Source organism: Thiemannella venezuelensis (assembly GCF_014203605.1).
Lineage (GTDB): Bacteria > Actinomycetota > Actinomycetes > Streptosporangiales > Streptosporangiaceae > Planomonospora_A > Planomonospora_A venezuelensis.
This window is the reverse complement of the sequence record NZ_JACHJJ010000028.1, coordinates 15,474-34,535: the sequence shown is the minus strand read 5'-3', so window position 1 is coordinate 34,535 and position 19,062 is coordinate 15,474. Positions and strand designations below refer to the sequence as shown.

At 73.7% G+C, this 19,062-nt stretch carries 17 protein-coding genes; 11 read left to right on the top strand and 6 right to left on the bottom strand.

Going from position 1 to position 19,062, the window contains the following annotated elements; all coding sequences use genetic code 11:
* Positions 1-39 precede the first annotated feature (39 nt).
* Positions 40-1,101, bottom strand: coding sequence for a winged helix DNA-binding domain-containing protein (locus FHS22_RS30940; RefSeq protein ID WP_184947615.1), 1,062 nt, complete (start codon positions 1,099-1,101; stop codon positions 40-42).
* A gap of 445 nt (positions 1,102-1,546) precedes the next feature.
* Between FHS22_RS30940 and FHS22_RS30935 the strand changes: the two genes are divergently transcribed.
* The 4 genes from FHS22_RS30935 to FHS22_RS30920 are packed head-to-tail and all read left to right on the top strand — an operon-like array spanning position 1,547 to position 4,476.
* A complete protein-coding gene (locus FHS22_RS30935; protein WP_184947613.1) occupies positions 1,547-2,194 on the top strand; it encodes a DedA family protein in 648 nt (215 codons plus the stop codon).
* Between the two features lie 38 nt (positions 2,195-2,232).
* Positions 2,233-3,375, top strand: a complete 1,143-nt coding sequence (locus FHS22_RS30930) for a sensor histidine kinase (protein WP_338048031.1) — start codon at positions 2,233-2,235, stop codon at positions 3,373-3,375.
* Between the two features lie 45 nt (positions 3,376-3,420).
* Positions 3,421-4,065, top strand: a complete 645-nt coding sequence (locus FHS22_RS30925) for a response regulator (protein WP_184947610.1) — start codon at positions 3,421-3,423, stop codon at positions 4,063-4,065.
* A 54-nt stretch (positions 4,066-4,119) separates the two neighbouring features.
* Positions 4,120-4,476 (top strand): serine hydrolase, encoded by a 357-nt coding sequence (locus FHS22_RS30920; RefSeq protein ID WP_221474333.1) that lies wholly within the window; start codon positions 4,120-4,122, stop codon positions 4,474-4,476.
* A 130-nt stretch (positions 4,477-4,606) separates the two neighbouring features.
* Here FHS22_RS30920 and FHS22_RS30915 read toward each other — a convergent pair whose 3' ends face one another.
* Positions 4,607-5,836, bottom strand: a complete 1,230-nt coding sequence (locus FHS22_RS30915) for an isochorismate synthase (protein WP_184947608.1) — start codon at positions 5,834-5,836, stop codon at positions 4,607-4,609.
* Positions 5,837-6,015: 179 nt separating this feature from the next.
* Here FHS22_RS30915 and FHS22_RS30910 point away from each other — a divergent pair, with 179 nt between their 5' ends.
* Positions 6,016-6,864: a GDSL-type esterase/lipase family protein gene (locus tag FHS22_RS30910; RefSeq protein WP_338048030.1), complete on the top strand. Its 849-nt coding sequence runs from the start codon at positions 6,016-6,018 to the stop codon at positions 6,862-6,864.
* Positions 6,865-6,928: 64 nt separating this feature from the next.
* Here the strand turns inward: FHS22_RS30910 and FHS22_RS30905 are convergent, their stop codons facing one another.
* Positions 6,929-7,714 (bottom strand): alpha/beta fold hydrolase, encoded by a 786-nt coding sequence (locus FHS22_RS30905; protein WP_184947605.1) that lies wholly within the window; start codon positions 7,712-7,714, stop codon positions 6,929-6,931.
* An 82-nt stretch (positions 7,715-7,796) separates the two neighbouring features.
* On the opposite strand from FHS22_RS30905, the gene FHS22_RS30900 reads away from it, so the two are divergent.
* A complete protein-coding gene (locus FHS22_RS30900) occupies positions 7,797-8,756 on the top strand; it encodes a helix-turn-helix transcriptional regulator (protein ID WP_184947603.1) in 960 nt (319 codons plus the stop codon).
* A 116-nt stretch (positions 8,757-8,872) separates the two neighbouring features.
* Here FHS22_RS30900 and FHS22_RS30895 read toward each other — a convergent pair whose 3' ends face one another.
* Positions 8,873-12,046 carry a S41 family peptidase gene (locus tag FHS22_RS30895; protein ID WP_184947601.1) on the bottom strand — a complete coding sequence of 1,058 codons (3,174 nt, stop codon included), beginning with the start codon at positions 12,044-12,046 and terminating at the stop codon, positions 8,873-8,875.
* Positions 12,047-12,581: 535 nt separating this feature from the next.
* Between FHS22_RS30895 and FHS22_RS30890 the strand changes: the two genes are divergently transcribed.
* The 5 genes from FHS22_RS30890 (at position 12,582) to FHS22_RS30870 (ending at position 17,172) form a co-directional block, all read left to right on the top strand.
* Positions 12,582-12,866: a DUF3040 domain-containing protein gene (locus tag FHS22_RS30890; RefSeq protein WP_184947599.1), complete on the top strand. Its 285-nt coding sequence runs from the start codon at positions 12,582-12,584 to the stop codon at positions 12,864-12,866.
* 135 nt (positions 12,867-13,001) lie between these two features.
* Positions 13,002-13,469, top strand: coding sequence for a helix-turn-helix transcriptional regulator (locus FHS22_RS30885; RefSeq protein WP_184947597.1), 468 nt, complete (start codon positions 13,002-13,004; stop codon positions 13,467-13,469).
* Between the two features lie 14 nt (positions 13,470-13,483).
* The gene (locus FHS22_RS30880; RefSeq protein WP_184947595.1) at positions 13,484-14,923 is read left to right on the top strand and encodes a flavin-containing monooxygenase; all 1,440 of its coding nucleotides are present in this window, start codon (positions 13,484-13,486) and stop codon (positions 14,921-14,923) included.
* Positions 14,916-16,115: a saccharopine dehydrogenase family protein gene (locus tag FHS22_RS30875; protein WP_184947593.1), complete on the top strand. Its 1,200-nt coding sequence runs from the start codon at positions 14,916-14,918 to the stop codon at positions 16,113-16,115. The genes FHS22_RS30880 and FHS22_RS30875 overlap by 8 nt, the downstream gene beginning before the upstream one ends.
* Positions 16,116-16,287: 172 nt before the next feature.
* The gene (locus tag FHS22_RS30870) at positions 16,288-17,172 is read left to right on the top strand and encodes a PaaX family transcriptional regulator C-terminal domain-containing protein (protein ID WP_221474332.1); all 885 of its coding nucleotides are present in this window, start codon (positions 16,288-16,290) and stop codon (positions 17,170-17,172) included.
* A 73-nt stretch (positions 17,173-17,245) separates the two neighbouring features.
* Here FHS22_RS30870 and FHS22_RS30865 read toward each other — a convergent pair whose 3' ends face one another.
* The gene (locus FHS22_RS30865) at positions 17,246-17,938 is read right to left on the bottom strand and encodes a nucleotidyltransferase domain-containing protein (protein WP_184947591.1); all 693 of its coding nucleotides are present in this window, start codon (positions 17,936-17,938) and stop codon (positions 17,246-17,248) included.
* A 94-nt stretch (positions 17,939-18,032) separates the two neighbouring features.
* Positions 18,033-19,004, bottom strand: coding sequence for a GlxA family transcriptional regulator (locus tag FHS22_RS30860; protein ID WP_184947589.1), 972 nt, complete (start codon positions 19,002-19,004; stop codon positions 18,033-18,035).
* Between the last annotated feature and the right edge of the window lie 58 nt (positions 19,005-19,062).

Below are 19,062 nucleotides of genomic sequence, written 5' to 3'. Positions count from 1 at the left end.
CCGCCCGCAGGGACGGGCGGGAGCGTCACGGCGGGGAGGTCACGGCAGGGCGGCGTAGAGCCGGGGGAGCTCCTCGGCGACCTCGTCGGAGAACGCGGTGAACGGCGCCGCGGCCAGGGTGCGCCTCGCGCCGCGGCCGGTGTGATTCCAGGTCCCCACGACCCGGCCGTCGCTCACCACGGTGGGCCGGAACACGCCGTTGCCGCCCGGCACGATGCGGCCGGCGAACTCGGCGGGCAGCGCCGCGCCGCGGTCGCCGTAGCCCAGCATGAACTCGTCGAACCCGGGGAGCAGGAAGACGCCGCGCGCGCGGGACCGGCAGGAGTCGAGCAGCTCGGGGGCCGCGGGGTCCATGAAGTACTCGGCGCCGCCGGACTCCAGGCGGGCGAGCCGGGGGAGGGCGAGCGCGAGCCCGGTCCGGGCGTCGGCCATCAGGAGGTTCGTCCACCGGGCGAAGTCCTTGAGGGTGGCCGGGCCGTGGCCGCGGAAGTAGCGCAGCGCCAGCTCGCCGAGGGCCTCCTCGCGCTCCGGCCGCCGGGGCGCGGGGATCCACTCCTCGGTGAGCACGATGAGCTGCTCGTTCTCGTGCACCGGCCCGAGGCAGAGGACTCCGGTCTGCGCCAGGTGGCCGAGCATGTGGTAGCCGCGCTGCCCCTTGGTGGCCAGGCCGCCGGCGTCCCACACGGCCATCAGGTCGTCGCGGCGCAGCCGGCGCCCGCCGGACAGGGCGTCCACGGCGAGCGTGCGGGCCTCCTCGAAGGAGGAGGCGTCGAGGCCGAGCTCGGCGTGGCGGGCCCGGGTGGCGGCGATGATCCGCGGCGTCATCGTCTCCAGCATCCAGGGCAGGTCCTCGGCCGCGACGACGTGCAGGGTGCCGCGCATCGGCCAGGACCTGACGATCTCGCCGGCGTCGAGCGCGGCCTCGACGGCCCCGCGGGTCCCCTCCGCGGTGCGCAGCGCGATCGAGGTGAGGGCCCCCGCGTAGTCCTGCGCCTGCACGGCGGTCAGCAGGCGGACGGCCTCGGCCGGGGTGGCCGGGCCGGGGGCGGCGAGACGCTGCGCCGCCAGCCTGAGCAGTGCGAGCTCGTGCGGGGTCGTCATGGCTGCGCCGATGGTGTGCCCCGGGTCACTGCTGCGGTCATGAGCCCTCCTTCGCGCGGTCCGGACGCCGCACAGCCTAGATCGTCCGGCCGCCGGGCGGGCGGTCGCGGAACCGCGGGCAGGGCCCGCACCCCGCGTTCCGCGAAACTATGAGATAAGTCACACCGGCCTGCGCCCGGGCGGCCGCCGACGGCCGCGGCGGCGGGCTTCGCCTCTCCCCGGTGGGCCGCCGGCCCCGCCCACCGCTGCCGCCGGGAGCGGGCTGCAACCGTTCTGACGTGCGGAAACATCGACGATGATCCAACCGTCCCGCCGACCGGCGCGGAACGTGCGCCCGTACGGCGGGCGCCTGGGGTTTTCCGCACCCCCGGCCTGGGGCGCACGCCAGGGGAGTCTGGCGGCACGCCTCATGCACGGCATATCCCCGGGTCCCTAGCCTTGTGCCATGAGTTCAACGACTGTCGAAGAGGTCTCAGGAGTCGCCGGGTGGGCGATCAACCTCATGGAGACCCTGGGAGCGCCCGGGGCGGGGATCGCGATCGCGCTGGAGAACCTGTTCCCCCCGCTGCCGAGCGAGGTGATCCTGCCGCTGGCCGGGTTCACCGCCAACAAGGGGGACATGGGCCTGTTCGACGCCGTGCTCTGGACGACGCTGGGTTCGGTGATCGGCGCGCTGGTGCTCTACGGGGTCGGCGCGCTGCTCGGCCGGGACCGGGTGATCGCCATCGCCTCCCGGCTGCCGCTGATCAACGTCTCCGACATCGAGAAGACCGAGGCGTGGTTCGCCAGGCACGGGAAGAAGACGGTCTTCTTCGGGCGGATGATCCCCATCTTCCGGAGCCTCATCTCGATCCCCGCCGGCGTCGAGCGCATGCCGATCTCTATCTTCACCATCCTCACCCTGGCGGGGAGCCTCATCTGGAACACCGCCTTCGTGATGGCCGGGTACCTCCTCGGTGAGAACTGGGACCTGGTCGAGCGGTACATGGGCATCGTCTCCAAGGCCGTGCTGGGCGTCGTCCTGCTCGCCATAGTGATCTTCATCTGGGTCCGGGTCGTGGACCGGCGCAAGGGCAAGCACCACGCCGGATGACGGCACGGGCGGCGCGTTCGACGGTGGCGCGTTCGACGGTGGCGCGTCCGACGGTGGCGCGGGCCGCGGGGTCGCTGGCCGGCCTCGCCCTCGGGGTCGTCTCGGCCCTGGCCGGCCTCGCCTTCCTCGCCGGGGCCGCCCCGCTCCTGCTCTCCGCCCGGGCGAGGCCCCGCGCGCTGGCCGGAGCCGTACGGCTGGCCGCCCTGGAGACCCGGAGGCTGGAGCTGCTGGGCGGGGTGGAGGTCTCCGGCTACGACGGCCGCCGGGCACTGGGCTACCTCGCCCGGCGCGTCCCGCTCGGGCTGCTCGCCGCGGCGGTCCTGCTGCTCCTGGTCTTCGGGATCGGCACCGGGGTGACGATCGCCTGGCAGTGGGGCCGGGGGGAGCCGTTCGACGGCATACCGCCGGATCCGGGGGTGGTGGCCTACATCGCGTTCGCCGGGCTGGTCCTGCTCTTCCTGGAGATCATGGGGTTCCTCGGCCTGGTCGCCGTGGAGCGCAGGCTCGCCCTGGCGGCGCTCGGCCCCAGCCCCACCGAACTGCTCCGGCGCCGCATCGCCGAGCTGGCCGATACCCGCGCGGGCGCCGTGGCCGCCGTCGACCAGGAACGCCGGCGGATCGAGCGCGACCTGCACGACGGGGTCCAGCAGCGCCTGGTCGCGCTGGCCGTGCTGATCGGCAGGGCCCGCAGGGGCCGCTCGCCCGAACGGCTCGACGAACTGCTCGCCCAGGCCCACGCCGAGGCGCAGGAGGCCCTGAGCGAGCTGCGGGAGGTCGCCTGGCGGGTCTACCCGAGCGGTCTGGACGCCCTCGGCCTGCAGGACGCGCTGGCCGGCGTCGCCGAGCGGGCCGCCGTGCCGGTCACGGTCCGGTACGGCCTGCGCGGGCGCCCGCCGGGGCCGGTGGAGACGGCCGTCTACTTCGTGGTCAGCGAGGCGGTCACCAACGCCGTCAAGCACGCGCGGGCCGGCGCCGTCACCGTGGACGTCGGCCTGGAGACCGCCGGGAGCGGTGCGGCGGTCGTGGTGCGGGTGGCCGACGACGGGCGGGGCGGCGCCGATCCCGCGGGCGGCGGCCTGTCCGGCCTGGCCCGGCGGGTCGCCGCGCTGGACGGCCGGCTGCGGGTGGACAGCCCGCCCGGCGGGCCCACCGTGATCGCGGCGGAGCTGCCGTGCGGCTGAGCTCCGTTCCCCCGGCCCCGCTACCGTGATCGTCATGGAGGTGCCATGCGGGTGATCCTGGCCGAGGACTCGGCGCTGCTGCGCGAGGGCCTGGTCCGGCTGCTGGTGGAGGAGGGCCACGAGGTCCCGGCCGCGGTCGGCGACGGCGAGGCGCTCGTCGCGGCGGCGGCCGAGCACGGGCCCGACATCGTGGTCGCCGACGTGCGGATGCCGCCGACCCACACCGATGAGGGGCTGCGGGCGGTGCTGGAGATCCGCCGCCGCCGGCCGGAGACCCGCGTGCTGGTGCTCTCGCAGTACGTCGAGAAACGCTACGCGACCGAACTGATGAGCGGTGAGGTGGAGGGCGTCGGCTACCTGCTGAAGGACCGGGTGGCGCAGGTCGCCGACTTCCTCGACGCGCTGGAGCGGGTCGGCGCCGGGGGAGCGGCCTTCGACCCGGAGGTGGTGCGCCAGCTCCTGGCCCGCACCACCCACCTGGACCCGCTGGCCAGGCTCACGCCCCGTGAACGGGACGTGCTCGACCAGATGGCGCAGGGCCGTACGAACGCCTCCGTCGCCGAGCGGCTGCACGTCTCGCAGAGCGCGGTCGAGAAACACGTCAACGCGATCTTCGACAAGCTCGGGCTGCTGCACGTCACCGGCTACAGCCGCCGGGTGCTCGCCGTGCTGCGCTACCTGGAGTCGTGACCGCCCCTCCTCGGAAGAGGGGATTCCCGCCCGGTCCTCTGCGCGGCGAGGGCGGTGGCCGCGCTGTACGGCGTCATGGCGTGCGGCGGGAGCTGGGGCGGTCACCGGCTGCTGTCGGCCGGAGCCGTCGAGCGCGCCCGGCAGGGACAGGGCGCCTGCGTCGACCTCGTGCTCGGCGCGGGCCTCGGCGGCGAGACCGAGATCGCGCTGGGCTACTGGCTGAGCGGGGAGCGCGGCTCGTACGGCCCCAACCCGCGGGCGTTCGGCCACGACGGCTACGGCGGCTCGTGCGGACTGGCCGACCCCGAGGCGGGGGTCTCCATCGGCTACGTGATGAACCGGATGGGACCGCTGATCTCCGACGACCCCCGGAAGACGGCGCTGGTCGAGGCGGTATACGCCGCGCTGTGACCGCCGGTCCGGGGTCGCCGGTCGGCGACCCCCATCCGGTCGGTGGGGGCGACACCCGGTCATCGACCAGGAGCTCGCATGCTTCGGCCCGAGGGCCGTCCTCGCCGGCGCGCGCCGGACACGGCGGCCCTCAGCCCTCCAGGGCGTACTGCATGACGCGGATCTTGGCCTGGGCCTCGGCCAGCTCGGCGGCCGGGTCGGAGCCGGCCATGATGCCGCCGCCGGCGAACAGCCGGGCCCGGGATCCGGAGATCTGGGCGCAGCGCAGGGCGATGCCCCACTCGCCGTCGCCGCGGGCGTCGACCCAGCCGACCGGCCCGGCGTAGCCGGCGCGGTCCATGCCCTCCAGCTCGCGGATGACCTCCAGCGCGGTCCGCGTGGGAGTGCCGCCCACGGCCGCGGTGGGATGCATGGCCGCCACCACGTCCAGCACCGAGATCCCCGCGGTCAGGCGGCCGGTGACCGGAGTGGCCAGGTGCTGGACGTTCGGGAGCACGAGCAGCTCGGGCTCCTCGGGCACCTTCAGCTCCGCGCAGAGCGGGCCGAGGGTCTCGCGGACCGACTCCACCGCGCAGGCGTGCTCCTGGCGGTCCTTCTCCGAGGCGAACAGGGCCGCGCCGCGGGCCACGTCGTCGGCGGTGCCGGTGCCGCGGGCGGTCGTTCCGGCCAGGACCAGGGACTCGATGGTCTCGCCGGTGTGGCGGACCAGCAGCTCCGGGGTGGCGCCGACCAGGCCCGCGCAGGAGAAGGCGTAGCACTCGGGGAAGCGCGCGGCCAGGCGGGACAGGAGCAGCCGGACGTCGATGGGGCGCTCGGCCACGGCGGTCAGGTCGCGGGCGAGGACGACCTTCGCCAGGCGGCCGGAGCGGATCCGCCGCACGGCCTGGGCCACCGCGTGCTCCCACTCCGGGGCGGTCAGGCTGCCGTCGCCGTACCGGATCCTGCCGGGGTCGCGGATGGGGGCGACCGGGTCGAGGAGCTCCTCGCCGATGGTGGTGAGCCAGGCCCGGCCGCCGCGGCGGGCGAGGATCGTCCGGGGCACGACGAGGACCGAGCCGGGGGAGTCCGGGTCGAAGGTGAAGGAGCCGAAGGCGACCGGGCCGGAGCCGGGAGCGCGCACGTCGTCGTCGACGTGCGCCTGGTCGAAGATCTCCGAGAGCCGGTCGCGGGCCCACTCGAAGCGGCCGGGGCCCGGGGGCACCGTCACCCGCGCGGCCTCTCCCCAGGCGACCAGTCCCTCTCCGCGCCTGATCCAGGCGTAGGGGGCGGTGCCGGGAAGTCGCGAGATCAGGTCGCCGGGGTCTCCGACGAGGGTGCTTCTCACCACGAGAGGACGGGTCAGTCCGGGTGCGACTCTCACCCACAACACTCTATGCGGAAACTGAACGTGTTCGACGGGGGCCCCCGGGCAAGCACGCCCGCTGCGGTGTGTCAAGGAAACCAAGGGAGTCGGTCAAGTCCGGGCGTGTCCCTGTCCTGCGGTGATACATCCGGATCAGTAGCGATCTCGCGACCGGAGGCGCCATGACCCGCAGGACTGTGACCACATTCACAGGGGCGGCGGCCCTCGTGGCCGCACTGCTGACCCCCGCGGCGGCGAGCGCCGCCGAACCGTGGAGACCCGTGGTCATGGCCGCGCTGGGCGATTCGATCAGCGCGGGGTTCAACGTCTGCGGCTGGTACGTCGCGTGCACCTCGCGGTCCTGGACGGCCGGGGACCATCCGGAGGTGCGCAGCCACTACCTGCGGCTGCGCGCCGCGGACGGGGCGATCGACGGCAACAACGTCAACCTGGCCGTCCCCGGGGCGACCAGCGCCGACCTCGCCGGCCAGATGGAGCGGGCGGTGGCGCGGCGGGCCGACTACGTGACGATCCTGATCGGCGCCCAGGACGCCTGCATGTCCGAGGAGCGGAGGATGACGCCGGTCGCGGTCTACCGGCAGCGGGTGGCCGAGGCGCTGCGCCTGTTCCGGCAGGGCAGGCCCGCCGGGCGGGTCCTCCTGGCGAGCATCCCCGACCTCAAACGGCTGTGGCAGGTGGGCAAGGACAGCCCGGTGGCGCGCGGTTTCTGGTCGGTCGCCCGGATCTGCCAGACCATGCTGGCCAAGCCGACCTCCATGGCCGCCGCCGACCGGGCGCGCCGGGACCGCGTGCGCGCCCGGGTGGCGGACTACAACACGGCCCTGGCCCGGGTCTGCGCCGCGTACGGCCCTGCCTGCCGGTTCGACGGCAACGCCCTGTTCGACTACCGGTTCACGCTGGAGCACGTCAGCGGGTGGGACTACTTCCATCCCAATGCCGCCGGCCAGCGGCTGATCGCACGGGAGACCTTCGCCGCGGTCGACGACTGGATCGGTGCGCCCGACCGGGAGCCCGCCCGTCCCTGAGGGGCGCGGCCGGGGAGTTCGGCGACCTGAGGCCCACCGCCCCGTCCGGCCGTCCCCGCCGCGCTCATCCGGCCAGGGCGGCGAGCGCGGCGGCGGTCTCGGCGGGCTTGGAGAGCATCGGCCAGTGGCCGGTGGGGACCTCGGCGAAGCTCCACTCCGGGCCGCCCAGCGCGGCGAAGAACGGGTGGCCGGCGGCGATCATCGCGTGCACCTGCTCCAGCGGGAAGGAGCACGTGATCAGCGTCTTGGGCAGCCCGTCCGCGCCGCCGGTGAGGGACAGCGGCCGGGTCATGCTCCCGTACGGCTGCGGCGTGGCGCGGGAGGCGAACCACTCGCGCTCGGCCTCGCCCAGCCCCTCCACGCTGGCGCCGGCCTTCTCCTGCTCCTCCCACGAGATCAGCGGATAGCCGGTCCCGCCGCCCTGCCCGGCGACGCGCTCCCGGACGAAGGCGCTCCACTCGGGCTCGTTCATGTCCATCAGGGCCATGCCGTCGGGCAGGGGGCCGCTCTCGATGTAGACGACCCGGGCGATGCGCTCAGGGATCCGGTCGGCGGCTCCGGTGACCGGCGCGCCGCCGCCGCTGTGGCCGACGAGGACCACCTCGTGCAGGTCGGCGTAGACGATGGTGTTGACGATGTCCTGGATGTGGGTCTCCAGGTCGGTCTCGGCGGTGGCCAGGTGCGCCCGGTCACCGAGCCCGGTGAGGGTGACGGGGTGCACGTCGTGGCCGGCCGCGCGCAGGTGCGCGGTGACCTTCTCCCAGGCCCAGCCGCCGAGCCAGAAGCCCGGGACCAGGACGTAGGCGGCCCTGCCCCGGGAGCGGGCGGTGCCGTCGGTGCGCTCGTTCATGCTCTCTCCTCCGTCGTTCCGGTCTGGTTCCACCGTAGGATCGAATCCGGGCAGAATCGGTCCGGATTTCCAGGGGAATTTCATGACGGTCACCCGTGTGCTCGCGCTGCTGGAGTTGCTGCAGGCCAGTCCCGGTCTGACGGGTCCCGAACTCGCCGCCCGGCTGGAGGTGGACGAGCGCACGGTGCGCCGCTACGCGGGGAAGCTGGCCGAGCTCGGCGTGCCGGTCGAGGCCGAGCGGGGCCGCTACGGCGGTTACCGGCTGCTGCCGGGGTACAGGCTGCCGCCGCTGATGCTCACCGACGACGAGGCCACGGCCGTCGTGCTGGGGCTGCTGGCCGGGCGGCGGACCGGGCTGGCGGTGGGGGAGACGGCGACCGGGAGCGCGCTGGCGAAGATCCAGCGGGTGCTGCCCCAGGCGCTGCGCGAGCGCGTCGAGGCGGTCTCGCAGACGCTGGAGCACACCCGGGCGGCCCCGGCGGCCGTGAGCGCGCCCCGGGCCGGAGCGCTGCTGGCGCTGGCCGACGCGGTCCGGCGGGGGTGCACGGTACGGCTGGCCTACCGGTCGTGGAAGGGGGAGCCGTCGGAGCGCGACCTGGACCCCTACGGCATCGTCTTCCACTCCGGCCGGTGGTACGTCGCGGGCTTCGACCACCGCAGCGGAGAGGTCCGGACCTTCCGGATGGACCGGGTGGCGGGCGCGGTCCGGACGGAGCGGGCCTTCACGGTCCCGGAGGACTTCGACGCGGCCGGGCACGTGGCGGCGGGGCTGTCGGCGGTGCCGTACCGGTACGAGGTGCGGGTGCTGCTGGAGACCACGCTGGAGGAGGCCCGCCGCCGGATCCCGGCCGAGGCGGCCGCGCTGGCCGGGACCCCCGGAGGGGTGCTGCTGACGGCGCGGGCCGAGCGGCTGGACGGGATGGCGCAGATGCTGGCCGGTCTGGGCTGGCCGTTCACCGTGCTGGAGCCGGACGGCCTGCGCGCGGAGGTCGGGGCGCTGGCCGCCCGGCTGGCGGAGTACGCGGACCCGGGCGGCGACTGAGGAGGGGCTCCGCGCGGTCACGGCTCGGACATGCGCCGGCTGCGGCCGCCGCAACGGGGCCCCGCGCGGCCGGGTGCGGCTCGCCCGGCGGGACCGGCCCCCGCCGGGCGCCCGTGTCAGCGGGGCGGCAGGCCGGGGACGGTCGGCCGGGGGCGGTCGGCCAGGTCGGGTGTGTGTGGCGGGTGGGTGGCCAGGCGTTCCAGGGCGACGTCGATGGCCTTCTCCAGCTGGGTGTCGATGCCGCGGGCGTAGTCCTGCGGGGTGATGTCCACCTCGATGTCGGGATCGGTGCCGTAGTTCTCCACCTTCCAGCCCACGTCGTCGAAGGCGAAGGAGAACTCCGGCTGGGTGGTGACGGTGCCGTCGGCGAGCTGGTGGCGGGGCCAGATCCCGATCACGCCGCCCCAGGTGCGCTTGCCGATCAGCGGGCCCAGGCCGAGCAGCTTGAAGGTGTGGCTGAAGATGTCGCCGTCGGAGCCGGCCCACTCGTTGGTGATGGCGACCATCGGGCCGCGGGGCGACTCGTCGGGGTAGGGCTCGGGTGCGCCCCAGCGCGGGAAGTTGTAGCCCAGGCGGCGCCGGGAGAGCTTCTCCATCAGCAGTGAGGAGACGTGGCCGCCGCCGTTGAATCGCACGTCGACGATGAGGCCCTCCCGGTCGTACTCGGCGAGGTACCCGCGGTGGAACTCGGCGTAGCCGTCGGGGCCCATGTCGGGGATGTGCAGGTAGCCGAGCCGGCCGTCGCTGCGCTCGTGGCAGCGGGCGCGGTTGGCCCGCACCCAGTCGCGGTAGCGGCCGGGCTGCTCGTCGGAGATCGCCCGGACGCTGACGGTCCTGCGTTCCCCGTCGCGGCCGATGGTGAGCTGGACCTCCTGGTCGGCCTGGTTGACCAGGCGTTCGCCGGGGCTGGTCGCCAGGCCGACGGGCTGGCCGTTGACGGCCAGGATCGTGTCGCCGGGCCGTACGTCCAGCCCGAGGCGGTTGAGCGGTGAGGTGGCGTCGGGGTCCCAGCGGTCTCCGTCGACGATCCGCCGGATGCGGTAGACACCGCCCTCGAAGGCGAGGTCGGCGCCGAGCTTGCCCTGGCGGTAGTGCGGGCGGGAGCGGTAGGCGCCGCCGCTCTCGTAGGCGTGCGAGGTGCCGAGCTCGCCGAGCAGTTCCCAGAGCAGGTCGGAGAACTCGCCGCGGGTCGTGATCTTGTCCACCAGCGGCAGGTAGCGGTCGTAGACGCCGTCCCAGTCGACCCCGGCCATGTCCTCGGTCCAGAAGTTCTCCCGCTGCAGCCGCCAGGCCTCGCGGAACATCTGCCGCCACTCGGCCTCCGGGCAGATCGAGACCTTCACCCGGGACAGGTCGATCCAGCCGCTGGCGCGGCTCGGCTCGGAGCCGTCGTCGTCGGGCTCCTCGCCCGCCTTGATCACCCGGAGCCGGTTCCCGGACCGGTAGAGCATGGTGGCGCCGTCGCGGCCGATCCGGAAACCGGAGACGTCGGTGGCCAGGACCTCCTGCTTCTGCTTGGCGAAGTCGTAGGCGTGCAGGGTGCCGTCGGAGGTCTCGGCGTACTCGTCGCCGAGGGCGCCCTCGACGGGGAAGGTGAGGTAGACGGCCTTGCCCTTGACGGCGGCGATCGTGTCGTAGTGGCATTCGGGCACGGGGAAGGCGACGAGGCGGTCGGTCAGGCCGTCGGTGTCGATGACGAACTCCACCTCCTCCTCGTCGTCATCGTCGTCGTCGCCCTTGAGCGGCCGGGGTTCGGGGACGAACGGAGAGCCGACGTCGGCGCGGAGCGCGACGGCGTAGGGGCGGGAGCCGAGCGGGAATCCCAGGTCGAACTGGAGCTCGTCGTAGACGGGGTTGAAGACGCGCCGGCCGATGAAGTAGAGGTACTTGCCGGCGGGGTCGAAGGCGGGGCTGGAGTCCCGCAGGACCGGGCGGGTGGCGGGGAACGTCTCGCGGGTCTCGACCCGGTACAGCTTGATCGCCGTGGTCTGCGCGGTTTCGTGGCAGACGTAGGCGAGCCAGCGGCCGTCGGGGGACCAGGTGAGGTCCTCGATAGCGCCGAACCCGCTGGAGTCGATCACGGCGGCGGTGGCCGGTTCCTGGGCCAGGTCGACCAGGAGCAGCTGGTTGCGGTGGTTGGCGACGGCCACCAGGTCGGCCTTGGGGGAGACCTCGAGGGCGATGGTGCGGCCGGTGTCGAGGTGGTCCAGCCGGAGGGGGTCGTCGCCGCCGTCGGCGGTGATCACGGTCAGGAGTTCGCGGTCGCCGTCGTCGCTGGCCGCGGTGATCAGGCGTGCTCCGTCGTTGAGCCAGGTCAGCAGGCGGTAGCGGACGCCGTAGGCGGCGCCGTGCTGGCGGACCGGGCCCTCCCAGGCGGCGAAGGAGAAGGCCTTGCCCCGGGTGGTGATGGCCACGCCGCTGCCGTCGGGGTCGAGGGTGGCGCTGTCGAGGAAGCCCGAGGCGGAGGCGAAGCGGCGGTTGCGCTGGGTGCGGGAGCTGCGCAGGTTCACCCCGACGTGGTGGGGGTCGCCGTTCTCGAGGAGGTAGAGCTCGCCGCCGGCGTGGTAGACCAGCCTGCGGCCGTCGCCGGACAGGTTGCGGGCGTAGTAGTCGCGGTGGTCGGTGTGGCGGCGCAGCTCGGTGCCGTCGGCGGTGCAGGAGTAGACGTTGCCGATGCCCTCGTGGTCGGAGATGAAGTAGACCCGGTCGCCGATCCAGCAGGGCGAGGCGAGGTTGCCGGGCAGGGCGATCAGCCGCCGGAACTCCTCCGCTCCCGCCGCGCCCGTCCCCGTGCCGATCCACAGGTCGCCCACGGTGCCGCCGCGGTAGCGCTTCCAGCGGGCCGGGTCGGCGGTGTTGCGGCCGAGCACGGTCTGCGGGCCGTAGGCGACGGTGTTGGCGGGGCCGTACGGCAGGCGCTCTGGCACGCCGTGCGGGAGCACCCGGTGCAGCCACCTCTGGCCGTCGAAGGGCTGGCCCTCGTCGCTGGCGTAGACGACCGCGCCGCCGGGGTCCCAGCCGGTGACGGTGGAGCGGACGCCGTGGTAGGTGATGCGCCGGGCGGAGCCGCCGTCGGCGGGCATCACGTAGACCTCTTCCGGGCCCTCCTCCCGGCCGGCGAAGGCGAGCTGCTCGCCGCGGGGGGAGAAGCGGGGGTAACCCGCCTCCGCCACCCCGGCGGTGAGGCGGAAGGCCCGCCCGCCGGCGGCGGGCAGCATCCAGAGGTCGTCCTCGGACGCGAACACGACAACGTCACCGAAGATCGTCGGGAATCGCACATAGGCGGACATCGTGGTACTCCGTGATCGGGGTGGCCGGGATGTTCACCGGCCGCCTGATCGTGGTCTCTCCTCGGCGGGCGGCGGGCGGCGGGCGGCGGGACGGGTGTGGGTGCGGCGGCGCCCCGGCGGGTCCCGCGGGCGGGGCCCGTCACGGCCGCATGCGGTCTTCGGGGCCGCCGGGGCGCCGCCGCGGCGTCACTCGGCGTTCTCGGGACGCCTGGCCTGCTGCTTGGCCTGCTTGGCCTGGCGGGTGGCCTTGATGGCGGCCTTCTTCTGCTTGCCCGAGGCCTTGGCGGGTTTCTTCTTCTCTGCCACGGTTCTCCCCCGTTGAGATTCGTACGGCGATGTGGCTGATCGACACATCGAGGCCGTTAATACCCTTTGCGGGCATCAATCACCCGTCGCCCGACAGGGGAGAAACCGATCCCTCCGCCCGTGCGGCCGGAAGGAAAAGAAGCGGTAAATCGCAGCCCTCGGAACGGATAATGATCTCCACGATTGGGCAGAACGTCGGCACACGCCTTGCGTCCCGGGGAGGTGCGGCATGGCCTGGTCGCAAGACGAGGAGCGAATGCTGCTGCAGATCGAACGTCACCTCATCGACGAGGACCCGCGGCTGGCCGCGCGGTTGGAGTCGTTCAACGAGCGCGTCCAGCGCCGTGAGAACGGCCGCCGCGGACGGGAGCGCGGGCAGGAGGGGAGTCGTCCGCGCAGACGCCCCCGGCGCTCCACGGTCATCATCATGATCAGCTGGCTGGTCATCGCGACCCTCATCGCCACGCTGCTCATCATGGTCCTGCGCCACGACGCCGCGGCGCTTCCCCTGTGAGTCCCCTCCCGGCCTGAGCGCGGCCGTACGGCACCGCCCCCTGACGCCGGCCGGGGAGCCGCCGGATCCTCGTGGCGAGGTCTTCGGCATCAGCGAAGGCGCCACCGTCGTCTCCGGCCTCGCCCCGTCCGGCGGGTGCAGCCTCACCACCTCGTCGCCCGCGCCGGACGCTGGTACCCCGTCGCCTGGGAACCGGGACGCCGGGACTGGCGCATCTACCGCGCCGACCGGATGGCGGTCCGCAGCCCCGGCGGCCCCCGCTTCACCCGCCGCGAGCTGCCCGGAGGCGACGCGGCGTCCTTCGTGGCCGCTCGCTTCAAAGGCTCGCAGGGAGCCGACGCCTGGCCCTGCCAGGCCGGCGTCATCGTCCATCTCCCGGCCGGCGGCGTCCTTCCTTTCGCCGGGGACGGCATCGTCGAGGCCGTGGGGCCCGACCGCTGCCGGGCCAGACTCGGTTCGTGGTCCTGGAACGGCCTGGCCGCGGCACTGCTCCGGTTCGACGCCGACGTCGAGGTGGCGGACTCCCCGGCCCTCCGCCGCGCCTTCGCCGCCGTGGCCGCGATCGCCACAAGTATTTCGTGTCTGTTACGATCGTTTTTATGACGAGCGTTTTAGATATGAGCGATTTCCGGAACGTGGACGTGCTCATCGTCGGAGCGGGCCTGTCCGGCGTCGGTGCCGCGTGGCACGTGCAGCGCAACGGCTGGACCTACGCGGTGCTGGAGGCCAGGAACCGCCTCGGCGGCACCTGGGATCTGTTCCGCTATCCGGGCGTCCGCTCGGACTCGGACATGTTCACCCTCGGTTACCCGTTCCAGCCGTGGCGGGGCGCGAAGTCGCTGGCCGACGGTGACAGCATCCGCCGCTACATCGAGGACACCGCCCGCGAGCACGGGATCGACCGGCACGTCCGCCACGGAGTCAGGGTGGTCTCCGCCGCGTGGTCGTGGAAGGGGTCCCGGTGGGTGGTCGAGACGCAGGAGGGCGGCCGCTCCCGGGTGTGGACGTGCTCGTTCCTGTACGTCTGCGCCGGTTACTACGACTACGCGCGGGGCCACCAGCCGGACTTCGAGGGCGTGGAACGCTTCGGCGGCCGGTTCGTGCATCCGCAGTTCTGGCCGGAGGACCTCGACGTGGCCGGCAAGCGGGTGGTGGTGATCGGCAGCGGCGCCACCGCGGTCACCCTCGTCCCCGCACTGGCCGAGACGGCGGCGCACGTCACGATGGTGCAGCGGTCACCCGCCTACCTGGTCTCCCGGCCCGGGACCGATCGCACGGCCGACGTACTGCGCCGCCTTCTCCCCGCCCGGTTCGCGCACGCGCTCATCCGCGGCAGGAACGTGCTGGGCGGCCAGCTGACCTACTGGCTGAGCCGGCGCTTCCCCGAGCGGACCAAGCGGTACCTGCGCGGGGGACTCCTGCGGCTCCTGCCGGATCCGGCCTATCTGGACAGGCACTTCACCCCCCGGTACCAGCCGTGGGACCAGCGGCTGTGCGTGGTGCCCGACGGGGACTTCTTCCGGCCGCTGTCCGCCGGGCGGGCCTCGGTGGTCACCGACGGGATCGCCCGCTTCACCGCCGGCGGGATCGAACTGGAGTCGGGGGAGTCCCTGGACGCCGACGTGGTCGTCTCCGCGACGGGGCTGTCGCTGCTCCCCCTCGGCGGGATCCGCCTGTCGGTGGACGGACGGGCGGTCGACCTGGCGCGCACCACCGCCTACCGCGGGCTGATGCTCAGCGGCGTGCCCAACCTGGCCTTCTGCGTCGGATACGTCAACGCCTCGTGGACGCTGCGGGCCGACCTGTCCTCGCGCTACGTCGTCCGGCTGCTCGATCACATGCGGCGGCGCGGCCTCACCACCGCGATGCCCGGCCTGCCGCCCCGGCAGTCCGGGCGGCCCCTGCTCAGCCTGACCTCCACCTACGTTCAGCGCGCCGCGCACCTGTTCCCCCGGCAGGGCGAGCGCGACCCCTGGACCGTCACCCAGAACCACCTCCTCGACCGGGCGCGATTCGCCTTCCTCGATCTCCGTAAAGGCATGGTCTTCGATGACTGAACCGGACAAGCGCACAGTGGTCGCCCTGGGCGGAGCCGGAGCGATGGGCGCGCCCGCGGTCGAAGTGCTGGCCGCCCGCGGCGACATCGCGGAGCTGGTGATCGCCGACCGCGACCTGGACGCCGCCGAGCGGCTGGCCGCCCGGCTGGCGGGCGGCTCCACGCCGCTGACCCCGTACGCGGCCGACGCGACGGACCCCGTACGGCTGCGCGCCCTCTTCCGGGACGCGGACCTCGTCATCAACACCACCGGGCCCTTCTTCCGGCTCGGCGTACCCGTCCTGCGGGCGGCGATCGACACGCGCACCGACTACGCCGACATCTGCGACGACTGGGAGCCGACCCTGGAGATGCTCGCGCTGGACGCCGAGGCGCGCAGGGCGGGCGTGACCGCCGTGATCGGCGCCGGGGCGAGCCCGGGCACCAGCAACATGCTGGCCGCGCTCGCGGCACGTGAGCTGGACACCGTCGACGACCTCCACACGGCCTGGCCGGTGGACGTGCCCTTCGTCGGCGACGACCGGGCCCAGGACTCGGCGGTCGGCCTCTCGGCCGCCACCGTCCACTGGATGCAGCAGCTGTCCGGGACGATCAGGACCTGGAGCTCCGGAGGGCCCGCCGAACGCCCGCCCCTCGAAGCGATCACCCTGGACTACCCCGGACGGGGCAAGGGCACCGCCTACACGGTCGGCCACCCCGAGCCGGTGACCCTGCCGCGGACCCGCTCGGTCACCCGCGACTCGACGTGCGTCATGGTGGTCCGGCCGTTGACCGCCGCCTACCTGATGACCCTGCGCGACGACATCGACCGCGGGAGGCTGACCCTGGAGGAGGCCGCCGCGGCGCTCGACGACCCGGCCGCGCGCCGCCTCGCCCGATCCGTCGCCAACCGGCTCTCGCTGCGCGGCCCCGGTGCGCTGCCCGCCTTCTTCGCGCTGGCCGCCGGGAGCCGCGACGGCCGGCCGCACACGATCGGAGCACGGCTCGTCGCCTCTCCCCGGGGGATGGCCAGAGCGACCGGGATCCCCCTGGCCCTCGCGGCGGGGCAGATCCTCGACGGGTCGGTCCGCGTGCCCGGTGTCCACGCGCCCGACGCGGTGCTCGACCCCGAGCGGTACTTCGACGAGCTGGCCGCCCACACCGATCCTCCGCGAGGCGGGCGCGGCGAGGTGGTCGCGGTGGACCGCGCCTGACGGCCGCCCCGGGCGCCGGGGCGGTGATCGGCGCGGCTGCGACCGGCACGGGCACGACGCGGACGATCCGCTTCGTCATAGGTTAGGTCAACGATCGAGCCGGATACGATAGTTGTCTACATGTTAGCGAGAGGGCGGTGGGCTCGTCCGCCCCGTCGTGGAAGGCCGCAGCATGAACGCCGCACCCCACCCGCCGGGCCCGGACGTCCAGGTCCCCACCCGGATGCTCGTCGAAGCGCTCGTGCGCGCGGACCTCACCGTGGATGCCGGCGAGCTCTACGCGACGGCCGGGTCGCTCGGCATGACCGACCAGCAGGTGCGCCTGTGCATCAAGCGGCTGGTGGCGGAAGGGCGTTTCGTCCAGGAGGGGCGCGGACGCAAGGCGCTGTTGCGGGCCACCGGCAGCACCGGACGCGCCATGGGCCTCGACGTCGAGTTCGTCGCCCACTCCTTCCGCCAGGACGCCGGGCTGGCCCCGTGGGACGGTGTCTGGCACCTGGTCGCCTTCGCCGTGCCCGAGACCGCCCGCACCGCCCGCGACGCCCTGCGCACGGCGCTCACCGACCTGGGGGGAGCGCCCGTCCAGGGCGGCCTCTACCTCAGCGCCAACCCGTGGGAGCCCTACGTCGAAGAGCGGGCCCGCCACCTGGGCGTCTTCGACCACGTCACCTTCCTCACCACGCGGGACCTGCGCCAAGGCGACCAGGACGATCCCGTGGAGCTGGCCCGTGCGCTGTGGCCGCTGGAGGAGATCGCCGAACGCCACCGCCGGCTCGCCGAGGTCGCGCGACCGCGGCTCGACCGCCTCCTCGGGCAGGACCTGCCCGAGCCGCAACGGCTGACCATCGCGGTGGAGCTCGCCACCGCGTTCACCCGCGCGATGGAGCCCGACCCGCTGCTGCCTTCGGAGCTGCTGCCGCAGCCCTGGGCCGGAGCGGAGGCGCGAGCGCTGGTCGCGCGGTGCTGGACGCTCCTGGAGAGGAGCGCCGAACCGGACGGCGGGAACATCCGGCTCTTCCGCCTCTACGGAGACCTGGCCCGCGCATCGGCCCGCTGAGCGATCCCGTCAACCGACCCTGGCCCCTGCGGTCCGCCACGTGGAACGACCGTCCCGCTCGCTCCGTCCCCGTCTACGGCAGTTCCAGGTCGGGTTCGCCGAGTTCCGCCCGTACGTGGGCCACCAGGCGGCGCAGCGCGCGGAAGCGTTCCGAGGCGCGGGCGGTCAGGAGCGTGTCGAGGAGTCGCTTCTCGCTCGCCGAGAGCGGGACCCTGTGCAGGTAGGCCATGCGCCGTGAGCCCGCGGCCCGGGGGACGTCGTGGATCGCGAACAGTGCGTCGATGACCGTCTCGGTGAACACCGAGGCCCAGAAACCCTGTTCTCGCGCGTCGTCCAGACGGGCCGCCCGGTCGAGCTTGGCCTGGCCGTGCCACAGGAGCGACGCCAGGTTCTGGCGGAGCTCGGCCGAGGTCCGGTAGGTCTCCAGCACCACCCGCGCCTGTGCGGCCAGTCGTTCCGCCGGTCCCGAGTCGTACATCACCTCGCCTTCCAGGAACGCGAAGAGCCACGACGTGCGCGGCCGGTCGAACCGGGCGAGCCAGGCGTCCTCGGTGCGGGCGATCCACTCGACCAGCAGACCGCCGCGAACGGTGCGCCGCGAGACGGGAAGGGACGTCTGCTCGCCGGTGACCACCAGCAGGTCGACGTCGGAGGCCGCGAGATGCTCACCGCGCGCCACCGAGCCACCGATCAGAACGGCCAGCACGTCGTCACGCGCGCCGAGTTCCCCGGCGACTTCCGCGGCGAGCTCGCGATGAGGATCCATCCGCAGATCTTCGCTCTGGTCACCGCCGGGTGCAATCGCTCCGCCCGGCGGATGCGACGGCCGGGGGATCGCCGGGCGCGACGGCCCGGGGCCTTCAGCGGAAGGAGCGGCGGTAGGCGGCCGGGGTGGTGCGCAGGGCGGTGTGGAAGCGGCGGCGGAGGTTGACCGCGGAGGAGAGGCCGACGCGGGTGGCGATGGTCTCGACGGGCAGGTCGGTCTCCTCCAGCAGGGCGCGGGTGGCGGCCAGGCGGCGTTCCAGCAGCCAGCGGGCGGGCGGGACGCCGAGCTGGTCGGTGAACTGGCGGGTGAGGGTGCGGGGGGAGACGCCCGAGTGGGCGGCCATGTCCCCGACGGTGATCTGGTCGGGCAGGCGGGAGAGGAGCCATTCGAGCAGGGGGGCCAGGGAGTCCGGCATGGGGCCGGTGGTGGGGAGGGGCGGGTACTGGCGCTGGCAGCCTTCGCGGTGCGGACCGGCGGCGAGCTGGCGGCCGATGCGCATGGCGTGGGCCGCGCCGTACTCCTGCAGGACCTGGTGGAGGCAGAGGTCGAGGGTGGCGGCCGAGGCTCCGGCGGTGGCGATGTCGCCGTGGTCGACGTAGATGACGGTGTCGTCGGGGATGACGCGGGGGTGGCGGGCGGCGAGCTCGGCGGAGAGCTCCCAGTGGACGGAGGCGCGGCGGCCGTCCAGGAGGCCCAGGGCGGCCGGGACGAAGATTCCGGCGCAGACGCCGACGATGCGGGCGCCCCGGGCATGGGCCTGGGACACCGCGTGGAGTACGGCGGGCGAGGGGGTGAGGGTCCAGCTCGCGATGAGCACGGTGTCGGCGTCGTCGAGGGCTTCGAGGCCGCTGTCCACCTGGATGGGGCCGCCGAGGGTGGTGGGCAGGGAGCCGGGGTGCTCGGCGCACAGGCTGAAGCTGTAGTGCTGGGCGATGCCGGGGCCGTGGTAGCCGAAGACGGCCGCGGCGGAGGTGACCGGATAGAGCTCCTGCTTCGGGGCGACCAGGGCGACCACGCGGTGCGGAGCGGGAGGCGTCGGAGGTGTTTCCGGGCAGTCCAGGGGCATGGCGTAAATGTACTCAATGATGTCATCTGGGACACCGGTGCTCTGATCTGGAAAAATC

Bases quoted from the DNA above. Each gene is read 5' to 3' on its own strand.
- FHS22_RS30935 (WP_184947613.1), top strand. From the start codon at position 1,547: ATGAGTTCAACGACTGTCGAAGAGGTCTCAGGAGTCGCCGGGTGGGCG.
- FHS22_RS30865 (WP_184947591.1), bottom strand. From the start codon at position 17,938: ATGGATCCTCATCGCGAGCTCGCCGCGGAAGTCGCCGGGGAACTCGGC.
- FHS22_RS30900 (WP_184947603.1), top strand. From the start codon at position 7,797: ATGACGGTCACCCGTGTGCTCGCGCTGCTGGAGTTGCTGCAGGCCAGT.
- FHS22_RS30875 (WP_184947593.1), top strand. From the start codon at position 14,916: ATGACTGAACCGGACAAGCGCACAGTGGTCGCCCTGGGCGGAGCCGGA.
- FHS22_RS30860 (WP_184947589.1), bottom strand. From the start codon at position 19,004: ATGCCCCTGGACTGCCCGGAAACACCTCCGACGCCTCCCGCTCCGCAC.
- FHS22_RS30925 (WP_184947610.1), top strand. From the start codon at position 3,421: ATGCGGGTGATCCTGGCCGAGGACTCGGCGCTGCTGCGCGAGGGCCTG.
- FHS22_RS30890 (WP_184947599.1), top strand. From the start codon at position 12,582: ATGGCCTGGTCGCAAGACGAGGAGCGAATGCTGCTGCAGATCGAACGT.
- FHS22_RS30905 (WP_184947605.1), bottom strand. From the start codon at position 7,714: ATGAACGAGCGCACCGACGGCACCGCCCGCTCCCGGGGCAGGGCCGCC.
- FHS22_RS30870 (WP_221474332.1), top strand. From the start codon at position 16,288: ATGAACGCCGCACCCCACCCGCCGGGCCCGGACGTCCAGGTCCCCACC.
- FHS22_RS30940 (WP_184947615.1), bottom strand. From the start codon at position 1,101: ATGACGACCCCGCACGAGCTCGCACTGCTCAGGCTGGCGGCGCAGCGT.
- FHS22_RS30895 (WP_184947601.1), bottom strand. From the start codon at position 12,046: ATGTCCGCCTATGTGCGATTCCCGACGATCTTCGGTGACGTTGTCGTG.
- FHS22_RS30880 (WP_184947595.1), top strand. From the start codon at position 13,484: ATGAGCGATTTCCGGAACGTGGACGTGCTCATCGTCGGAGCGGGCCTG.